Genomic DNA, 19,256 nt, shown 5'->3' on the forward strand with positions numbered 1-19,256 from the left:
CTTATACGTCCTGCGAAGTCGCCCTGAGGCTACCCGCCCGGGCTGACACGGCAGTATGCCGAGCCAGCACGAGCTGGTCCCGCGCACGGTCAGGCGGCCACTTGGGAGGGGCCGGACTCGGGCTGCGGCTCGAAGCTGTCCCAGTCCAGGTCGATCTCGGCGGCACCTTCCCGCTCCTGGATCGGTCCGTACTCCCTTTCGAGCCGCCGGTATTCGTTGCCTCCCGAGCGTGCGTTCGTGTAGCCCGCCCACTTGCCCAGGTCCGCCTTGTCGAGGGGAAGGCCGGCGACCTGGTGGGCGACGTAGATTCGCTCGGCGCGCTGACGCGGCTTTTCGTCCTGGGGAAGCGCGGACAGGTCGATCTGGAGGGTTTGACGCTGCCCCCGCGACTCGTCGTCACCTGCCCCGGAGTCGGGGTGCTCGTGCTGAGTGTCCGGTTCATCGTCTCCGGCCGTCGTCTCGGCTTCGGGCGCGGCCGTGCCGTCGTACTCCGTGTCAGGGAGGCCTTCGGGGTGTGGCGGTGTCTCATGGTTGTTGTCCGCCGTTACCTCCGGCTCCGGCTCCGGCTCCGGCTCCGGCTCCGGCTCCGGCTCCGGCTCCGGCTCCGGCTCCGGCTCCGGCTCCGGCTCCGGCTCCGGCTTGGCCGGCGCGGGCAGGAACGGCGCCGCCTGGAGGTCTTCCACTCCGACTGCTTCCCCAGGCTCGGCGGCCTCGACCTTGGCCTCGGACGTCGCGGTGAGCGGCCGCGTTGCAGGAGCAGCGAGGACTTCGATCGCCTGGGGCGCGGCGGTCTTGGATCCCGCTGCGGCGGGCGGCTGGGCGGCGGGGATGAGGACGTTTGCCGTGGGAGTGGCCGCCACCTCGCTCACGGGTGCCGGCCCGCTCGCCTGGAGCTGGGCGGGGTCGACCTTCTCCAGCGTCACCTGGGTCACAGTCGGCGCCGCAGGCGGCATCGGGGTGGGGGCGGCCGCCTGCGGGCGCGGGCGCTGGGAGCCGATGACGCGGACGTTGTCGACGGTGGCCAGGAGCTCGGCACGCCATGCCCGCCACATCCGTACCGGTGCGCCGATCGGCCACGGCAGCCACAGCAGCAGGCTGTATGCCCGCTCCCGGCTGGTCTTGAGGCGCTTCTGCCGGCCCATGATCACTTGCTCGACCTTGAAGAGCAGCATCTCGAGCTGGACCGCGTAGACGAGCGGAGGAACGACCGCGAGGAAGACACTGCCGGCACCGGCGCCCGGGGCGTGGAGCAGGTTCATGAGTGCGGAGGCGCTGACGAAGGTGAGCAGCAGGATCCGCGTGATGGCGGAAGAGCGCAGGGTGAGGGCCTCGAAGAAGCGGATCAGGGACAGCGACAGGGCTCCGGCGTCGAGGAGCAACGCGAACGCTGTGGCCGCGTCCCAGTTGCCGCCGTTGTGCGCGTGGGCGTACTCGCGCTGCGCGCCGAAGGACAGCCATGCGGCGATGGCGGCGAGGACGAACATCATCACGCAACCGACGCCGAGGGCGATGACGGCCATGCGGCGCTGCCAGGCGTGGCGCCGCCGAAGGGCGAGCTGGTCGCGTTCCTCGGCGGTGGCGCTGTGCTCGCCTGCCCGGCGCCGGTGGCCGAGCACCATGCCGACGGTGACGGCAGCGCCGATGCCCCCCACGGCGAGGCCGGCGGGCAGCGCCCACTGGGTCAGGTCCATCGCTGTCCTCCTTCCCGGACCGGGCGCGCCGGAACGGCGAGCCGGATGTACGGGACGGCGGCTTGCTGCCGGCGGCGGGTCATGCGCGCGGTCTCCTTCGTCGGATGGTCGGCCGGAAAGGCCCCTCGCTCTCTACAGGTGTCGGCGAGCGGTGCGGTGTGACAGTTCAGGGCCGGGAATCTTGCCGGGCGGGTCATGAGGCGGCGGATCCGAGCGTGGGCACGGCACGTTCGCCCTTGAGGAGGGTCCGCAGGAGGCCCACGGTCTCGGGCGAAGAATCGAACCCCTCTTCGGCATTGATGCGCGCCAGCTGATGAGCGGCACGCTCCAGGCCCTCTTGGTCGCCCATCTCGTGGCAGATGGTGAACAGGTCGCGGTAGAGCAGCTCGGACTGGCTGTCGACGACCATGCCCTTGGTGACGGCCTGGGCCGCCGCGCGGTAATCGCGTACCTGGCGGCGCCGTTCGGCGAGCTCGTGGGCGACGTCGACGATCGAGCTGATCATCTCCTGGATGTCGGCCTCCGCCCAGATGTACTTGGAGGGGTCGACGTCGGCGAAGGGTCGCCCCCTGACCAGGGACAGCGCTTCCGCGAGCGCGGTGTCGGCGTCCGGCCCGTCGTGGTGCATGCCCTGCTGGTACAGCTCCTGGAATTTCGCCCAGTCGGAAGTGACCTCGTCGCTGAAGCTGTAGACACCGCCCTTGATCGACGGGAGGTAGGCCGCCTGCGGATCGTCGGCGGGCAGGTGAGGCGCTGTGCCTACCCAGGACCGAAGCCGGCTGATCGCCGTGTTGCGGGACTCGGCGATGATGCGCATGCCGGGCCAGATGGCCTCGTCGAGGTCCTTGCGGCTCAGTCCCGGGTGCAGGACGAGCCACGCGGCGATCTCTGCGAGGCTGTTGTGGCGGTTGCGGCCCACACGGCCGCGGGTCCCGACGAACTGCACGGGACCGAGGACCTGTACCTGGGGAGCGGTCGGCGTCTCGGGGGGCGTGGCGAGCGCCGCCAGCACGGTGGAGGTTGCGGCGCTGGGCCGGGGGACGATACGCCGCTCGGCCGGACGAGAGCGGTCCACGCTCAGTCCCGTGTCCGTTCGTGTTTCCGTGCCGAGCGCGGCCGCGGACAGGCCCGACTCGTCGTCCTCGATGTCGCCGGTACCGGTGTCGGACGCCACGGCGTCCTGTTCGGCGAGTACTTCGCCGAGCGCGGTGTCGAACTCCTCGGCGGCCTCGGGACTGTTCCACACCTCTGTTCCGAGTGCGGAGGCCTCCTCGTCTTCTTCGTAGGGCGGCTCGTCCTCCGGGTCCTCTTCGTCGTACGGCGGCTCGTAGGCGTCGGGTTCAGCAGGGAAGGCGTGAAGGTCATCGCCGTCCGTGCTGTCCGTGCCGTCGGAGGCCGGCAGGTCAGGGCCCGCAGGGGGCCCGGCTACGGCGGCGGACAGTGCGCTCGCGCCGTCTTCCTCGGCCGGACGGTGGTCTTCACCATCCGTGCCGGCGATCTGCGGCGTGATGGAGGGCGTGAGGGAGGCGAAGTTCGGCAGTGCGGTGGCCATGTCCGATCCCGTGGAAGTGATGTGGGCGGGGGCGTAGGCGCCCACTGCAAACGAAGAGGTTTCGGGAGCGAGCGCGGAGGCCTCATCGGCCGGCTCGACTGCGCCTCGGGGCCCGTTGTCAGAGGGACTCGTGTGTCCGGTCCAGGCAGGCGGTGCCACGTCGTCACTCCGGCTGGAGGTGTCGAGAAGCTCGACGAGCCGCTCGTAGGAGGCATCGTCGAGGTACTGCAGCTTCACCGCCAGGCCCAGGCCGGGGAGTTCGACCATGGCGCCGGGCTGCGCAGGCAGCGTCCAGGCCCCAGGCAGGTCGAGGTCGCCGCCGGCCGCGGTGACGACCGCGACCGAGGTCCGCGGCCGCGAGGTCAGGAGGTCTTCGAGCACGGCGGTCGCCGGGCCCGTAGGCGAGGTGGCGCTGACGAGAATGCGCGGGATCCAGGAGTCCCCGGCGGTCTCGGCATCCAGGCGGGCGGACCGAAGGTGGTCGTGCCCGGTCGAGGCGAGGGCGTCGCGCTGGAGGGTGTCGTGTGCCTGGAGCTCGGCGGCGGCCTCGGCCAGGTCCGTGTGGTGCTCGACCTGGTCGGGGTAGAGGCGGTGCAGGTCGCTGCCGGCTCCGGCGAGGACGATCTGCGTGCCGGCAGCCAGCTTGGAGGAGGCCAGTTCGATGGCGAGGGCGAGCGTGACCGCGCGCACCTCGGCAGGGCTGCCGGCCAGTCGCAGCAGGCCGATGTTCTCCAGGTCGACCAGGACCACGTCGCCTTCCTCGGTTTCACCGAGGCTGACCAGGGCCGGGTAGGGCGGGCTGATGTCGGCAGCCTGTTCCTCCGAGAGGAGGGTGGTGCCCCGCTTCGGGCACCACCAGAGCGCCGGGTTGTCGTCCTGCTCGGTGAACGGGGCGACGGGCGGAGTCGCCGCGGCGAGATGGAGCTCGACCCCGCGGGCGGAGATCCGCATCGCCTCGACCTCGGGCAGCGGCCGGCCTGCCTCGCCGCAGTGGTGGGCCAGAGTGCGCAGGGCCCGGTCCGCAAAGGCAGTGCCGGTGACATCGGAGGCCGCGCGCAGCTGCTTCTCGAAGTCGGCGCTCGCGCCGGACGGCATGGGGATGCGGCGCTTGGGGCGGCGGCGTCGCTGCTGGCGGGTACGCCGGACGGCGATCACCCCGAGCACGGCGGCGGCCAGGATGCTCCCAGCCGCCGCCGCGACCGTGGTCACGCTCTGGCCGCTGTCCTCGGACACCTCCTGCTGCGCCTGCTCGGCGGGTGAACCGGTGGCGGGCTGGCCGGAGGCTTCCTCGGGCCCGTGGGTCTGCGCGGGTGGCTGGACAGAGGGTGCTTCGGGGCGGGCGGTTGCCTGCCCGGTGTCCTGCTTACCCGTGTCCTTGCCGTTCCCGTCCTGACCGGGACCTTCTGTCTTGCCGTCACCGGCGTGGCCCGGCGTCTGGGTCTGCCCGTTCTGCCCTTCGCCTGGCTGCTCACCGGCGTGGTCGTGCTCCGGCGCGGGCTGGTGTTCGGGCGCGGGAACCGCAGGGGCCGGGTCGACCTGATCGCTGGTGGCCGCGGGGATCTTCAGCTGCCAGCCGGGGTAGATGTTGTCCGGGTCGCTGAGGGCGCGTCCGTCCGCCTGGGGGACGCCCTTGTTGGCCTCGACGATCTTGGGGTAGCTGTCCGCGTCGCCGAGCTCGTTCGCGGCGATGCCGGTCAGCGTCTCGCCGGGCCGGACGGTGTGAGTTCCTTCGTGGGCGGCGGTGCCGGTCTGCGGCCGCTTGCCGCCGTCGTCGGCCGCGGGTGCGGCGTCGGCGGGCAGCCTCAGGATCCAGCCGGTCTGCAGCACGGTGGTGTCGGCGGTGATGACAGAACCGTCCGCCTGCGCGACGTTCTGGTTGGCCTCGACGATCCGGTGCCACTCGATACCGGCACCCAGGCGCTTCTCGGCGATGTCCCAGAGGGTGTCACCGTCCTGGACCTGGTGGGTCGGGCCCGTCCACGAGGCCGCAGGCGCGGTCTTCGAAGCCGTGTCCTGGCCGGCTGTCACGGAGGCTGTGGCCACCGTCGCCGACGCGACAGGGGAGGCGGTGGCCGGGGTGGCCATCGCGGTCCCCGCAGGCAGAAGGATGAGGATGCCACCCACGAGCGCTCCGGCCAGCTGCTGGGAGCCTCCCAGCATACGGATCTTCGGAACGCGGCGGTGGCGCAGCGCGGCGACCGTCTCCAGGACGACGGATACGACGAAGCTGATCCAGCCGTACCAGCCGATGAGGGTGACCGCGCCCAGGAACAGCTGGCCCGTGTCGGGGCTGGTGAGCGCGTCGGTGACCTCGGCGATGCTGGGGACGTGGTCGGGCAGGACCCCGATGCCGAAGAGCACTGCGGGGACGCCGGCCAGGATGGCGACCAGGGCGATGAGCGCGAGGAACGCACGGATGATCGTGACTGCGGTACTGCGGTTTCTCATGACTCCTACCCCCGGTAGACGAGGTTGGCGCTGCCCTTGCCGGTGACGGAGCCGCTGGCGCCACCGAGATAGAGGGCGTGGTACGTCTCGGTCACCGTTACCTGAAGGGACCCGCCGTCCTCGCTCACGGAGACGGAGCCGGTGACTCCCTCGCGGCTGAGGTAGGTCCGGGCCGCGGCCACGGCCGCGTTGCGGTCGACGGTGACGCCGCCTCCGGAGATGGCCTTGCCCGCGTCGATGGCCTGGCCGCCGGCCCGCGCGGCTTCGTGCGCGACGCCCTCGGCATGGGTCAGGGCCCGCAGCTTCCCGGCCCCGTCGTAGACGAGTGCGGCCACGGCGAAGAGCGCCACGATGGTGACGAGGACGAATACGCTCATCCCTCCGCGGTCATCGCGCAGGGCGCGCCGGATCCGGGAGGCGAGAGCGGTGCGGGCGGGTGTCATGCGGTGTTCCTGTCAGCCGCGCTGGCGGTAGGAGTCGATTGACGAAGTGAAACTGCTGGTCATGGTCTTGGCGCCGGGCAGGCCGGGCAATCCGATATCGGAGAGCCGCACGGTGCAGGTCACCGTGGCGGTGGTCGAGGCCGGGGTGCCGATCGGAGCGGAGAAGCCGTCGGTGGACACGGAGACGGACGTGGCCGTGCACTGCAGCCCCTGCTGGCTCAGCACGCTGTGCGCCATCTGCTGTCCCGCGCCGCTGGCGGAGCCGCCGGTGCGCTCCAGGGACGCGGCGCGCGCCGCGTTGCGGGCCGCGGTGTCGACGGCGTTGTGGGCGGATCCGATCCGGCCGAGAGCGACGACCAGAAGCAGCACCAGGATGATGACGGGAAACAGGATGACCGCTTCCAGCGACAGCGCACCGCGGTCGTTCCTGAGCCTGTGGGAGATGGTCACGGTGCCTCCGTGATGCGCTCGGCGGCCGCATCCGCGTGCTGGTCGATCCTGAGTTTCAGGCCGGGGATCATCGTGTCGACGTAGCCGGTGACCCGGATCGTCACCGTTGCCCCCTTGCTGCCGCTCACCGACAGGCCGGAGATGCTGCCGCCGGCCCGCCCGAGGAATTCGCGGGCCTCAGCGGTGCCGGTGCCTTCGGACGCCCCTCGGACGCGGGCCGACTCCACTCCCAGCTGGGCCGCGGACATCGCCACATTCTTGGCGTGCCACCACAGGCCGACGTGCACGACCAGCAGGATGGTCATCAGCACGACGGGAAAGACGATCAGCATCTCCAGGGACAGGCCGCCGCGGTCCCGCGCGTCGCGCTCGGCGAGCGCGCGGGACCAGCGCCTGACGGCCCTGCGGAGGCGCATCACTTGATCGTTGCCGCCTTCTCGCTGATCTTGGCGCCGATGATGGCGACGGCCACGGCGGCACCGACGACGAGTCCGGCGATGATCATCATGGTCTCGATGGAGATGGCGCCGCGGTCGTCGCGGGCGTCGCGCAGCCGCTCTATTCGCGCGGTGAAGAAGGCCTTCAGGAAGGTGAAGTTCGGGTCGATACCCATCGTGTTTTCCTTGTCTCTTGCGGGAATTAGCTGGCCATGATCCGCGAGATCGCGGGGTAGCCGATGTAGACGGTCATGATCAGGACGAGCATCGCGACGGGCATGACCATTTTTTCGCTGGCCATGTTGGCCTGGGCCTTGGCAGCGGTGACCAGGGCGCCGGAGAGCGATTTGGCCTGCGCGCCGAGGGTGTCGCCGACGGCTGCGCCTTCTTCGCCGGCGATGGCGATGATGTCGGCGGGCGCACCGAGTTCGGGGACGTCGAGTTCGAGCGAGAGCCTCTTGAGGCCCTCCCACGGGCTGACGCCTTCGAGTTCGGCGCGGGTGATGGTGTCGCGGATCTTGGCGAACACCCAGCCCTCACCGACCTCGGCGGCCCGTTTCAGGGCCTGGGTGGGAGCGGCGTCCGCGGCACGTTCGAGTTGGACGAGGCGCAGGTATGCCTTGACGGCGTACCGGAAGTCCTCCTTCGCTTCCACGGCCTGCTGCCGCAGCTGGAGGTCCGGAAGCAGCCAGAAGACGACTGCGAGCCCGATCCCGGCGATCGCCGGGATCGCCACGGGGAAGGGGTAGCCGGCCAGGTTCGCCAGGCTCACGACCAGCACGGGCAGCAGCAGCCCGTACAGGGCGAGTCCGAGCTTGCGGCCCAGGTGCGCGGCGGGGGAGCGGCCCACGAGCTCCAGCTGCTGGCGCGGCAGGCGCAGGGTGCCCTCACCGACGGTGCGCAGCAGGAAGATGCCGGCCTTCTCCATCAGGGAGTCGGGGTTGCCGTCACGGTTGCGTTCGAGGTTCTCGAGCCGGGTGGCGTCCATCCGGGAGAGGACATCGCTGAGGTCGGGGCGGCCGGGCAGGATGCCGCGGGCGGCGATCACCAGGCCGAGGCCGGTGAAGGCGCCGCCGATGACGGCGTAGGGGGAGAGGATCACGGTGCCTCCTCAGTGATCTGGCCGCCGGAGCGGTCGGCCGGAGACAGGAACCTGGGCGCGGGCTCGATGATCGCCATGCGGCGCATCCAGACCTTGACCAGGACGAATGCCGCGCCGACGAAGACGAGGACCACTTGCCCGGCGAAGGTGTTGTACGGCTCGACGTAGGTGCCGGAGAACGCTGTGATTCCGAAGATCGCCAAGCAGAAGATCGTCACCCAGCGGTCGTTGGTGCGTGGCTTCTGCCGGTCGGCCTCGACTTCACGGCGCGCGAGGACCTCGTGCTGAAGTGCTTCGGCGAGTTCGCGCAGGGCCCTGCTCAGCCCGCTGCCGCGGTCCTCGACGTGCAGGATCAAGAGCGCGGCGACCTCGTCGACCATGGCGTCGTTCAGGTCGTCGGCGAAGGCCCGGTAGGCGTCCTGGGGTACCCATCCGGCCTGCTGGCGGGAGACGAGCAGCCGGACATCCTCACGGATGGCCCTGGGAGCGGTCTCCAGACTGCGCTGGATGGTGGCCTCCAGGCTGACACCGACGGTGTGGATGTCGGACATGCGCCGCACCCACTCCTCGATCGCCTCCAGTTTGTCGATCTGCGACTTGCCGGATCCGGAGGTGTTCAGCAACCAGGGCAGGCCGATCACGACGGCGACAGTGATCAGGCCACCGGACAGCCAGCCGGTGAACAGCCACACCCCGAGGCCCGCCAGAGCTCCGCCGGCCAGCCGGACCCGCCCCTGGGCCCACCAGGATGTCGGCGTCCGGGCGTCCTTGACGAAGAGGCCGCGGAGCTTGCGCTCGAGCCGGCTGCGGCGTCGCACCGTCGTCGAAGGCGCCCAGCCGATGCCGCCCGCCGCGGCTACGACGAGACCGCCGACAGCCGCCAGGCCCGCGAGCCCGGCGAGCAGTGAGTTCAGGGTGAGCATCACAGCGGCATCACCGTCTCCAGCGGTGCGCCCCAGCTGCCCCAGGCCTTCTGCAGGATGCTGCGGTCCAGGCCGGCGCGCACAAGGTCTTCCAGATTGGTCTGGGAGATGTTGCCGTGGGGTACGGCACGGGGCTCGCGGTGGCCGTCCTGCTCGCGCGGGGCGAAGACCATCTGGTACGACGGCCGGCCGCCTTCACCGATGCCCGTGACCTCCATGACGTGGCTGACGAAGCGGTGCTTGCGCCCGGCCTTGCCGTTCGCGGCGACGAGTTCGCTTTCGTCGACCAGGCGTACGTAGACCACGAAGTCGACGGCCTGGGCGATCAGCCGGTAGGCCAGGCCTTCGGTCATGCCGATGCCGGCCTCCAGACACAGGGTGGCCAGACGTTCGATCGACAGCTGAGGGCTGCGGGCGTGAAGGGTCGCCATGCTGCCGCCCTCACCTTCGTTCATCGCGTGCAGCATCGGAACGACTTCCTTGGAGCGGACCTCGCCGACGATCACGCGCCGCAGCGACATGCGCAGCAGCTGCGGGAAGAGGTCGCTGAGGCTCAGCTCGCCCTGGAGCTTGCCGTCCGCGCCGCGCTCGCCGTTGCTCTCGCGGCCCTCGTAGGCGATGACCTCCGGGCCCTCGGGGTCCTCGTGAAGGTAGAGCTCGTACTCCGACTCCAGGGTTCCCACTCGCTCGTTGCGGGGGATCTCGCGGGCCATGGCCCTCAGCAGAGACGTTTTTCCTACACCCTGGGAGCCGACGACGATGACGTTCTTGCGGCCCTTGACCGCGGCGCGCAGAAACTTCTCGAGCGTGGAGTCGATCGTCCCCCAGCGCACCAGGTCGTCCAGGCCCTGACCGCGGGTACGGTGCCGGCGGATGACGATGCTCGGCCGGGGGGTGACGTACGCCGAGGCCGCGAGACGCGAGCCGTCGGCCAGGCTCAGGTTCAAGTTCGGCGTGGCGGGCGTAAGGGCGCGCTCACCCTGTCCCTGCATACGTGCGAGGTGGTTGATCAGGTTGATCAGGTCCCGGTCCGTCTTCGCGATCGGGTCCCAGGTCCGCGTCGGGCGGTCGGCGTAGTCGACGCGCACGTTATCGCCGTAGATGATGATGTTTTCCACGGCGGGGTCGTCCAGGAGCGGCTGGAGACGGCCGGCGCGGAACAGCTCGTCGAAGACGGCATCGCGTACCGCCTTCTCCTGAGCCGGGCTCAAGTCCGCGCCGCTGGCCGCGTACTTCGTCGCCCATTCTGATACGACCTGCATGATGATCGACTGGCCGCGCTGGCGCCGGTCCTGCTCGGTCATGGACGCGTCCGCGCCCGCGGCCTCACCGATCTTCCCGCTGGCCTGGAACCGGAGCTCGGCAATCACCTCGTGCCCGACCGGAAGCACGGCCGGGGCCGACGCGCCGGAGACGCGAAGGACACTCCCCGGCAGCTGGGAGGCGGACACCGGGGAGGGCACAGGCCGAAGGACCGGCGCGCTCTGTGCGGGGGCGTCGTCCAGTGCCTGGGTGAACAGGGTCGTGTAGTCGGGGGCCGTGGTCTCCGGCCTGGTGTCGGTCATGATGCCCTCCCGGTAACCATCGGCACTCCGGTGGGCTGCAACTGCACACGGCGTCTGGTCACGAGTTCGTTGATCGTTCCGTGGGCGGTTCGGGCGGAGTTCAGCAGGGTCCGCGGCATCCGCTTGTACGCCCCGTGGGTCAGGACGTCGGCGCTGTCGGGGTCCCACGCGAGCGCGCCGACGACCGGTGTCTGCAGGTGCTGCTGGACCTGGCTGGAGTTGAAGGAGCCTTCCTCGATCAGCAGCAGCCCGAGGGCGTCGGAACCCGTCCCGTGGTGGGCGAGCTCTTCCCGCAGGACGCGGATTGCCGGCGCCGCGGCCGCGATGGAGGCCTGGGTGGTACGTACCACCATGAGCACGGCGTCGGCCCGGTGCAGCAGCGGCGTGGGGTAGCGGGTCGTGCTCAGCCGGGTCTCGGACTCGGCCAGGATGCGGCCCGCGTCGATGATCACGTCGTGGCCGGTCTGGTCCATGACGTTCAGCAGCCGGGAGATCGGCTCCCACGTACGGCTGAGCGAGGCGGCCTGGGTGGGATCGGTGAGCCCCGGAAGGAGCAGGCGCTGCCCGCTGTGTTCGCGGTCCAGACTGACGAAGTGCTTGTCGAACTCTCGGGCGAGTGTGCCCTGCCGGTCCGCGGCCGCAAGGCGGTGCAGGCCGATGGCTGCGGTGCCCTCCCCGCCGAGATAGCCGGTCCGGATCGTGCCGCCGGCCGGGTCGGCCTCCACAAGCAAGGACGCCTTGGGGGAGGCCAGAGTGAGGGCGAGCGCCGAACAGGTAACACCGCTGGACTTGCCCGAGACGAGGGCGATGACGGCCATCAGCTGGTCGCCTTCAGAACGATGGCCACACTGCCGCCGGCTGCCCACGCGGCGAGCGAGATGCTGTTCACTTCGGCTGCGGCAATATCGACGACCACGGCGCCGTTGGCGTCGGGGCTGCCAACCCGGGAGACCACGGCGGGGAGGCTCTCGGGGGTCGTGCCGGGCTTGCCTGCAGAGGCCGCTGCGCTGCCGTCCTGCGGAGTGTGGACGATCGTGACCGCATCGCCGGTGCGCAGCGTCTGGACCGGCAGCTGGCCCGGCTTCGCCAGGATGCCGATCACGGACTTGCCCTTGGTGACGCTTGATCCGGTGCTCACCGAGTCCTCGGTGACCAGGACGCCGGCGGGAAGGTTGGACGACGCCTGCTTGCCGATGAGGTCGGACGCCTGGGCGGCGGGCACCGAGCTCAGGCCCGAGTCGTGAGAGATCTCGGCCGCGACCAGGTCGGACGCCTTGATTGTTTCACCTGCCGCTATGGCGTGCCGGGTGGCTACGACGGCGACCTTGTTGCCGGCTTCGTTGACGAGCCACACCGACACCAGCGCGCCAACGGCTGCCAGAGACAGACCCGCGCCGATGACCACCGGACGGCGGCGGCGCCGGGGGGCGTCGTTGGTGATGGGCAGCAGCGTCGGGGCGGCCCCCGGGGCGGGTGCCGTTTGCTGCTTGGTACGCGGCATCGTTGGTCTTCCTCGTGCTAGTTGACGACCTGCAGCTCGCCGACGCGTGCTGTGGTGTTGGATGTACGGATCTCGTCGGGCAGCGTTCCGCTCGCACCGTTCGACGCCTGCCAGGTGACTTCCCAGGAACTGGTCGCGGTGATGGTGAACTTGCCGCCCGGCTGGCCGGCGGAGACCTTGGTGTAGGCGTGGCCGCAGTCCGGGGAGGCCTTCTTCCCGTAGGACTGCTCGTACGGCGTGCCCGCAGTGGTGCAGGTGACCGAGCCGCCGTCACCCATGGAGTAGGTGATCTTGGTGACGCGGGCCGTTGCGGTCACGGACAGGCCAGGGACCGCGGCGGTAGCGCTGTTGGGGCCCCAAGTGGTGGCGCTGGTGTTGTTCCAGAGCCACACCGGCATGCCGACCAGACCCGGTTGGTCCGGCCCGGGCGCGGAGCCTATGGAGGCGCCGAGCAGCGTCATCTTGTCCCGGGCCTGGCGCGCCAGCACCGCAGGGTCTGGAAGGACGGTTGCCGGAGGCTGCGTGAGCCAGACGATCCCGCCGACGTTGTTGATGATGCAGTCCCGCAGGTAGAAGGCGCCGGGACCCGAGGTGTCGGCACCGTTCATGTCGGTGTGCCCGGGACCGGACGGCGGCTGGGGGTCAACCAGTTCGTAGAAGCAGCGGTCGGCGGGGTTGTAGCCGGGCAGGCACTCAACCTCGGTGTTGTCGACGAGGAGGCACTTGCCGTCGCCTGTGCCTCCTCCTCCTCCTCCTCCTCCTCCGCCTCCGCCGTGACCCCCGCCCCCGCCTCCGCCCGGCCCACCGGGTGTGCCGACGCCGATGCAGACGTCTACGGGGTTGTCGCACCCGGGATCGGCGTAGGCCGGTCCGGCTTGGAGCGTGGCGGCGACGAGGACGGCGACGATGCCCAGCGGGCGGGCAGCTCGGTTCAGCAGCTCTTTGTGCGGTCTGCGGTGATTTTCGTGATGAGCCATGTGTCGCCCTCCAGTTCGGCTTGTGACGTGACTGGGTACTTCAGAGGCTGCTCAGCCAGCTGGACCGCGTTTCCAGAGTCCTTGTAGACGGGCTTCCAGTTGGTCGCGTCGAAGCAGTCGGAGAGCGTGGCGGTCTTGCTCTTGGTATCGACGGACGTGACGCTGGGGCTCATCCCGGGCCGGCCGGTGAACTTGATGTTTGCCCCGCGGTTGCGCAGGACGGACTTCTTCAGGTCGGACGCTGCATCCCCCTTGGCATACTTCGCCAGGTCCTCGGTGTGCAGATCCCCGTCGTCGGCCATCTTGATCTGGATCTCGCGTGTGTTGGTGTAAGCGGCCAAGACCTTGTCCTTCGCGGCCTGGTCGGGGTCGCTGGACGGCGACTTGGACGCTGACACGGAAGGCGAGGACGATGCGTCGCTCGTTGTGTTGCTGGAGCTGCAGCCGACCAGCGATCCGGCGGCCACGGCGCACGTGAGTGCGGTGCCGGCCAGACGCAGGGCGTGGGTTCGGGTCATGGTGGACGGTGCCATTGGCAGATCCCCCTTCAATGTCGGATTCAGGCGCGGGCGTGCGCCATGAGGGCGAGGCGCGAAGAGGCAGTTCCTCTAACGCGGCCTGCCGGCCATGGGCGGACACGTCGGGCCAGGATCCGGCGAGCCTACGGCTGCAGCCGCAGGGACGACGTCGCGCGTCCACTGCGGGCGGCGTGGGTCGCCCATCGTCCGGCTGAATGGCTGCGAACCGGCGGGTGTCGTATCGGCCTGACACACACCGCGTATTCGCGCGCTGATGGCAAATGACACTGGCATATCCCCGTGATTGAGCGGTCAATCGGTGTTGGCATGGATGACTGTCCCCGGCGGCCCAATGGGCGGGAGGGGTGCAGGTGGTGGCTTTGGAGGCTACGTGCAGCGCTTCCGGGCGTCACCCGAGTTTCTTGGGCCCGGAAGCCCCGACTCGAGGGTGGTCAGTGAGCGCCGGTCCCTGATGGCGCCGCAACGACGCTCGGATGCGCATGCTGCCGACCGAGCCTGCTTAATCGACCTTCAAGCCCCACCGTGAACACCCCCATGGACACGTCGCCGCCGAACGGCGGACCCCGAACGTCACCTTTCCGCCCCAGATGACTGAAGGGTGACGTTGCGATCATCTACACGAGCCGCGTCAACTGTCAACTAAAGTGTGATGCGACGTGAGGGTAGGGGCATCCGCGAGGACGACAGGCGTGAAGGTTTCGGCAAGTTGTGGCATACAGCTACTGATCAGTGATATTGGTCGGTACCAATGTTGACCCTTGCCGCCAAGCTCGGCTTCCTCTTGCGCCGCCGGCCGGGGCCTGACGGAGAGCCGCCCTCGAACCGAACTCTGTCTGCCGAGTTCCGAGCCCTCCCCGGACATACGCGCGGAGGGTCCGTCCAGCAGCTCGCCAACCTCCGAGGGGGCGAGGACGACAACCCCACGACCAACACCCTGACGGCCCTGGCCACGATTCTCGGCGCACCCAGCGCCTTCCTGCTCCCAGGCTGGGACGACGTCGCTGTGCTGTCGGTCATAGAGTGCAACCCAACGGCCCGTGACGTGGTCAGACATCTCGAAGGCCTCCCTCAAGGAGACCTCGAAGCGCTTCTGGGCAACCTCCGAAAGCGCCGGATGGAGCTCGGTCTCGAACCCGAAGTCCCCGTGACGGAGATCCCAACCGAAATCGACACCGGCGATGTCACCCGCCGCTACCGGCGGCGCCGGAGCATGAAGGAGGCAGCGAAATACGCCGCCGACTCTTTGGAAGGTGGTCTGTAGCACCCCGTGAGCAGCACAAGCAGCGGCACGCCCCTCGACGGCCTCATATTCGGCGCATGCGCCATCCTGGGCGTGGTCGTCACCGCAGCCTGCCTCTACCGCGCCCGCAGGTCCCCGACCGTCGCCAACCGGTGTATCACCACGGCATTCGGCATCTGCACGGTCGGAGTCTTCTTCGCGGTCCCGGCCGTCGCCTCATGGGCGCAGGAGCTGACCGGCGTCGACAACATCGCCAAACTGGTCGCCCACATCTGCGCCATCCTCTGGTGCACCAGCCTCCAGATCACCATGGTGGACATCGCGTATGACCCGGAGTACCTCAAGACGGCGATCTACCAGCGTGCCACCGTGGCCTTTGTCGTCCTCCTGGTGATGATCCCGCTCTGGCTCAAGGCAAACGCGGCCGGCGTCGAGTTCACGACGGCGTTCGCCGCGAACGTCCCGGTGCGCGTCTACCTGCTCGTCTACCTCGGCTACGTATTCGTCACCTGCTGCGAGCTCGCGTTCATGTGCGGGAAGAGTGCCACCCTCAACTGGCCCGAACGCCCCTGGAGCACCTTCGGCTACGGAGCGTCCGCGGCAGCGGCCGTCGCCGGCATCGGCTACACCGCGTCCAAGGGCGGCTACCTCCTCGCCTACACCATGGGCAGCCCGTGGTCGCTCAAGGTGGAGGAGAAGCTGTCTCCCGCGCTGTCCGGGGTGGCCATCGTCTTCCTCTTCATCGGTCTCACCCTGCCGGTATTCGGGCTGGCCTTCCGTACAGTGCGGCGCCGCCTCTCCCGGGCCTGACCGGCGGGGCAAACCGACGAAGCAACCGCTCGACCTGCCGGAAACGACGGCGCAGACCCTCGCGAGGACACGCATGACGCACGACTCCACCACGCCTCTTCCCCAGCCCTTCGGGCTCGACTTCCAGGCCGACCCGTACGCCGTGTACGCGCAGTTGCGGGAGCAAGGGTCCGTCCACCGGGTCGCCCTGCCTGACGGGTCGCCCGTGTGGCTCGTCACGCACGAGGAGGATGTGCGGCGCGGCCTGGCCGATCCGCACTTCTCGGTCGACAAGCAGCATTCCGGATCTGGCTTCAAAGGCTTCTCGCTTCCTCCGGCCCTGGATGCCAACCTGCTCAACCTGGACGGGGGCGACCATCTGCGACTGCGCCGGCTGGTCGCGCAGGGGTTCACCCCTCGGCACGTCGACGCGATGCGGGCTCACATCCAGAGCGCGGTGGACACCTTCGTCAGCCGTCTCCTCGGCCGGCTGGAGGCCGACGGGCAGGCCGACCTGGTGGCCGAGTTCGCCAATCCTCTGCCGTTGAAGATCATCGGGGACCTCTTCGTCGTCCCGGCCGAGGAGCAGGGGCAGTTCTCGGAGTGGATCTCCGGCATGCTCGCGCCCACCAGCAAGGAAGAGCTGGTCCGGTCGATCGGCGGCATCCACCAGTACCTCGTCGATCTCGTGGCAAGTCGCCGGGCTACCCCCGGAGACGACATCCTTTCGGGCCTCATCGCGGCCCGCGATGAAGAGGACCGACTCACGGAGGACGAGCTCGTCAGCTTGGCGTTCCTGATCCTGGGAGCCGGCAGCGAGAACGTCCAGCACCAGATCAGCAACGCCGTGGTGACGCTCCTGGACCACCCCGACCAGCTGTCCGAGCTGCGAGAGAAGCCGGAACTACTGGCCGCCGCCGTCGAGGAACTGCTCCGGTACGCCCACCCGAACCTGAGCGCCATCCGCCGCTTCCCGACGGAGCCGGTCGACGTCGGCGACGTCCGCATTCCCGCGGGCGACACGGTGCTCTTCTCGCTGGCGGCCGCCCACCGCGACCCGGCCCGGTACCCGCAGCCCGACCAGTTCGACATCCACCGCGCCGATACGGGCCACCTGGCCCTCGGCCATGGCCTTCACTACTGCCTCGGTGCGGCGCTGGCACGTACCCAGATCACGCTGGCCCTCGATGCCCTGCTCCGCCGCTTGCCCCAGCTCCGACTCGTTTCCGCCCACGAGGACATCCGCTGGACGACCACGTTCCGATTCCGTGCACCGCGGGACCTATTCGTTGCCGGTGATGGTTCCCGCAGCTGAACTGACAACGTGGAAGGCATGCGGAGAGCCCGGCCCTTGGGCCGGGCTCTCCGCATGTTGCACGCGCGAGCGGTTCAATGACCTTCGGCTCGTGTTCCGCGTCAGCAGATGTGGCTGCTTGCGCCGACAGGCCAACACAGTCGTGGTCGTTGCCTGTGTCCTGTCGCAACGATTCCTAATGCCGTCTGTCAAGCCGCGAGGGCGGTCGGCGGCGTGAGCTCGTAGCAGCGTCCGTCGCGGAGGAGGGCCCAGAGGACGTTGACGCGGCGGCGGGCGAGGGCAAGGACAGCTTGGGTGTGCCGCTTGCCCTCGGCGCGTTTGCGGTCGTAGAAGCGGCGTGATTCCTCGGACCTGCGGATGCTGAACAGCGCGGAGGTGTAGAGGACGCGTTGGAGCCGTCGGTTGTAACGCTGAGGTCGCCGCAGGTTCCCGCTGATCTTGCCGGAGTCGCGCGGGACCGGGGCGACGCCGGCGAAGCCGGCGAGGCGGTCGGGAGTGCCGAAGACGGTCATGTCGCCGCCGGTGGCCGCGAGGAACTCGGCGCCGAGGATGATGCCCAGGCCGGGCATGCTGGTGATCACTTCGAAGTGGCGGTGGTCGCGAAACCGGGCCTCGATGAGCTTGTCGAGCTCGGCGACCTGCTCGTTGAGGAGCATCACCTCCTTCGCGAGCGTGTGCACCATCTGAGCGGTCAACTTCTCCCCGGGCAGGCTGGTGTGCTGACGTTCGGCAGCCGCGACCGCGGTCTCGGCGAGCTGATCGGCTCGGAGAACCTTGCGGTTTCGCAGCCAGGTCTCCAGGCGCTTGGCGCCGAGCCGGCGGATGGCCGCGGGGGCCTGGTAGCCAGTCAGCAAGGTCAGCGGACCCTTGTTCGTGAGGTCCAAGGCCCGCTCCAGGCCCGGGAAGATGCCGGTCAGCTGGGCCCTGAGCCGGTTGACGGTGCGGGTGCGGTCGGCGACCAGGTCCATCCGGCGACCGGTGAGGATCTTGAGGTCGACGACGGTCTCGTCGCCGGCGCGTAAGGGGTTGAGGTCGCGGCGGATGCGGACCTGGTCCGCGATGACGGCTGCGTCCTTGGCGTCGGTCTTGCCTTCGCCGCGGTAGCTCTCGGAGGCGCGGTGGATGGCCCGGCCGGAGATGTAGTTCACAGGCTGGTCGTGGTTGAGGAGGATCGCGATGGCCAGGGCGGCTCCGCCGTCGGCCAGGTCGATTCCCCAGGTCACCTCGTCGCCCAGTGCCAGGACCTCGTTGAGGAGTTCGAGGAGCTCGGGCTCGTCGTTGGCGACGCGTCGCGACAGCAGCCGACGGCCGCTCTCGTCGATCGCGACGCAGTGGTGGTGGGTCTTGCCTGCGTCGATGCCGGCCCAGATCGCGGCCATGGTGCCTCCGTGCGTGGGGTGTGCTGGGTGCCTCCCGACGGACGACCTCGCTGTCGATTCCCTACGGAGCGATCATTCGCAATTCCTAATTGGCAGCCGAGTCGTCGTGGGGCGTCGGGCGGCCAATCGATGCCAGCCACAAGCGGCAGAAGGTTGAAAGCCACACCCGACACCCCTGGGTGGGAGAACCATACGAAGGTGTCCTTTGACAAGAAAGTCAGTCCAGCGCGGCTCCCTGACCTGGAGCGACTAGGTTGGATGTCAAACGGCCCGTCTTACCCAGCTCGCCCATGGGGTTGTGCTGGTGTGCTCCGAGGGACTGTGCAACGTCGAGACGGTCCGTGACACCCTTGGGCAATGCTTTTGGGTGATCACGCAAGCAGTGTCGAGCTCTGCCCGCTGCGGTACCAGTTCTCCGAGGTCCGCGGCGACTCCTACGATGACAACTGGCTGGTCGTCGGCGGCACTGCGACGACTCCGGAGGGCATCTGGTCTTTCACTGATCCTTGTCTGCTGACCGATGAGGCCCGTGAGGTGTCCGCTTGGCTGCGCGCGGTGGCTGCGGGGAAGGTTGAGGTGACCGGGCCAGATGCCGACGGCTATCTGTCCCCGGACACGTGGTTCGTCGAGCCGGTCCTGGCCTTCAGCCTCGTCGGTCGAAGTGACGACGGCGCGGTGATTCGCGTGCACCTGTCCATGGAGGCGGCACCCTCATGGCAGCAGGGTGAGAACGGAACAGACATCTACCAGCACTTCGTGGAGGCTCGGACAGATACAGCTGCTCTGCTTCACGCAGCTGACCAGTGGGATTGTCGGCGGTCGCGTTATTCCCCATGATGGGTGGTTTGAGCACTTCGTTATTCCCCATACCGAATTCTCCTAATTGGCCATGGGTACGGAGGAGT

General features: G+C 69.1%; 18 protein-coding genes. 4 read left to right on the forward strand and 14 right to left on the reverse strand.

Annotated features, from left to right (window positions below; genetic code table 11):
- Positions 1-89: 89 nt before the first annotated feature.
- The 13 genes from ACIBEA_RS39840 to ACIBEA_RS39900 all read right to left on the reverse strand — a co-directional run bounded on the left by ACIBEA_RS39840 (position 90) and on the right by ACIBEA_RS39900 (position 13,622).
- Entirely contained in the window at positions 90-1,691 is a 1,602-nt protein-coding gene (locus tag ACIBEA_RS39840; RefSeq protein ID WP_399268541.1) for a DUF2637 domain-containing protein, read from the reverse strand.
- Positions 1,692-1,884: 193 nt separating this feature from the next.
- Positions 1,885-5,691 (reverse strand): LysM peptidoglycan-binding domain-containing protein, encoded by a 3,807-nt coding sequence (locus ACIBEA_RS39845; protein ID WP_399268544.1) that lies wholly within the window; start codon positions 5,689-5,691, stop codon positions 1,885-1,887.
- A gap of 5 nt (positions 5,692-5,696) precedes the next feature.
- Entirely contained in the window at positions 5,697-6,134 is a 438-nt protein-coding gene (locus ACIBEA_RS39850) for a hypothetical protein (protein WP_399268546.1), read from the reverse strand.
- Positions 6,135-6,146: 12 nt separating this feature from the next.
- Positions 6,147-6,584, reverse strand: a complete 438-nt coding sequence (locus tag ACIBEA_RS39855; protein ID WP_399268548.1) for a TadE/TadG family type IV pilus assembly protein — start codon at positions 6,582-6,584, stop codon at positions 6,147-6,149.
- Positions 6,581-7,000, reverse strand: coding sequence for a TadE family protein (locus ACIBEA_RS39860; protein WP_399268550.1), 420 nt, complete (start codon positions 6,998-7,000; stop codon positions 6,581-6,583). The genes ACIBEA_RS39855 and ACIBEA_RS39860 overlap by 4 nt, the downstream gene beginning before the upstream one ends.
- Positions 7,000-7,197, reverse strand: coding sequence for a hypothetical protein (locus ACIBEA_RS39865; protein ID WP_399268552.1), 198 nt, complete (start codon positions 7,195-7,197; stop codon positions 7,000-7,002). The genes ACIBEA_RS39860 and ACIBEA_RS39865 overlap by 1 nt, the downstream gene beginning before the upstream one ends.
- Before the next feature lie 26 nt (positions 7,198-7,223).
- Positions 7,224-8,123 (reverse strand): type II secretion system F family protein, encoded by a 900-nt coding sequence (locus ACIBEA_RS39870; RefSeq protein WP_399268554.1) that lies wholly within the window; start codon positions 8,121-8,123, stop codon positions 7,224-7,226.
- Complete coding sequence (locus ACIBEA_RS39875; protein ID WP_399268556.1) at positions 8,120-9,046, reverse strand: type II secretion system F family protein; 927 nt, start codon at positions 9,044-9,046, stop codon at positions 8,120-8,122. The genes ACIBEA_RS39870 and ACIBEA_RS39875 overlap by 4 nt, the downstream gene beginning before the upstream one ends.
- A complete protein-coding gene (locus ACIBEA_RS39880) occupies positions 9,046-10,611 on the reverse strand; it encodes a CpaF family protein (protein ID WP_399268558.1) in 1,566 nt (521 codons plus the stop codon). The genes ACIBEA_RS39875 and ACIBEA_RS39880 overlap by 1 nt, the downstream gene beginning before the upstream one ends.
- Positions 10,608-11,429 carry a hypothetical protein gene (locus ACIBEA_RS39885; RefSeq protein WP_399268560.1) on the reverse strand — a complete coding sequence of 274 codons (822 nt, stop codon included), beginning with the start codon at positions 11,427-11,429 and terminating at the stop codon, positions 10,608-10,610. Before ACIBEA_RS39885 ends, ACIBEA_RS39880 begins: the two co-directional genes overlap by 4 nt.
- On the reverse strand, positions 11,429-12,112 hold the full coding sequence (locus tag ACIBEA_RS39890) for a flagella basal body P-ring formation protein FlgA (protein ID WP_399268562.1): 684 nt from the start codon (positions 12,110-12,112) through the stop codon (positions 11,429-11,431). Before ACIBEA_RS39890 ends, ACIBEA_RS39885 begins: the two co-directional genes overlap by 1 nt.
- Positions 12,113-12,129: 17 nt before the next feature.
- Positions 12,130-13,089: an ATP-binding protein gene (locus tag ACIBEA_RS39895; protein ID WP_399268564.1), complete on the reverse strand. Its 960-nt coding sequence runs from the start codon at positions 13,087-13,089 to the stop codon at positions 12,130-12,132.
- Positions 13,044-13,622 (reverse strand): hypothetical protein, encoded by a 579-nt coding sequence (locus ACIBEA_RS39900; protein ID WP_399268565.1) that lies wholly within the window; start codon positions 13,620-13,622, stop codon positions 13,044-13,046. Before ACIBEA_RS39900 ends, ACIBEA_RS39895 begins: the two co-directional genes overlap by 46 nt.
- A 754-nt stretch (positions 13,623-14,376) precedes the next feature.
- Here ACIBEA_RS39900 and ACIBEA_RS39905 point away from each other — a divergent pair.
- From ACIBEA_RS39905 to ACIBEA_RS39915, 3 genes are all read left to right on the forward strand, one after another.
- Positions 14,377-14,889: a hypothetical protein gene (locus ACIBEA_RS39905; RefSeq protein ID WP_399268567.1), complete on the forward strand. Its 513-nt coding sequence runs from the start codon at positions 14,377-14,379 to the stop codon at positions 14,887-14,889.
- A 6-nt stretch (positions 14,890-14,895) separates the two neighbouring features.
- Positions 14,896-15,678 carry a hypothetical protein gene (locus ACIBEA_RS39910; protein ID WP_399268569.1) on the forward strand — a complete coding sequence of 261 codons (783 nt, stop codon included), beginning with the start codon at positions 14,896-14,898 and terminating at the stop codon, positions 15,676-15,678.
- A 73-nt stretch (positions 15,679-15,751) separates the two neighbouring features.
- On the forward strand, positions 15,752-16,972 hold the full coding sequence (locus tag ACIBEA_RS39915) for a cytochrome P450 (protein WP_399268571.1): 1,221 nt from the start codon (positions 15,752-15,754) through the stop codon (positions 16,970-16,972).
- Between the two features lie 188 nt (positions 16,973-17,160).
- On the opposite strand, the gene ACIBEA_RS39920 is transcribed toward ACIBEA_RS39915, so the two are convergent.
- Positions 17,161-18,351, reverse strand: coding sequence for an IS110 family transposase (locus ACIBEA_RS39920; RefSeq protein WP_399268573.1), 1,191 nt, complete (start codon positions 18,349-18,351; stop codon positions 17,161-17,163).
- Between the two features lie 357 nt (positions 18,352-18,708).
- On the opposite strand from ACIBEA_RS39920, the gene ACIBEA_RS39925 reads away from it, so the two are divergent.
- Positions 18,709-19,188, forward strand: a complete 480-nt coding sequence (locus ACIBEA_RS39925; RefSeq protein WP_399268575.1) for a hypothetical protein — start codon at positions 18,709-18,711, stop codon at positions 19,186-19,188.
- The last annotated feature ends 68 nt before the right edge of the window (positions 19,189-19,256 follow it).

It is taken from the genome of Streptomyces sp. NPDC051555, assembly GCF_044454405.1.
In the GTDB taxonomy this organism is placed as follows: Bacteria; Actinomycetota; Actinomycetes; order Streptomycetales; family Streptomycetaceae; genus Streptomyces.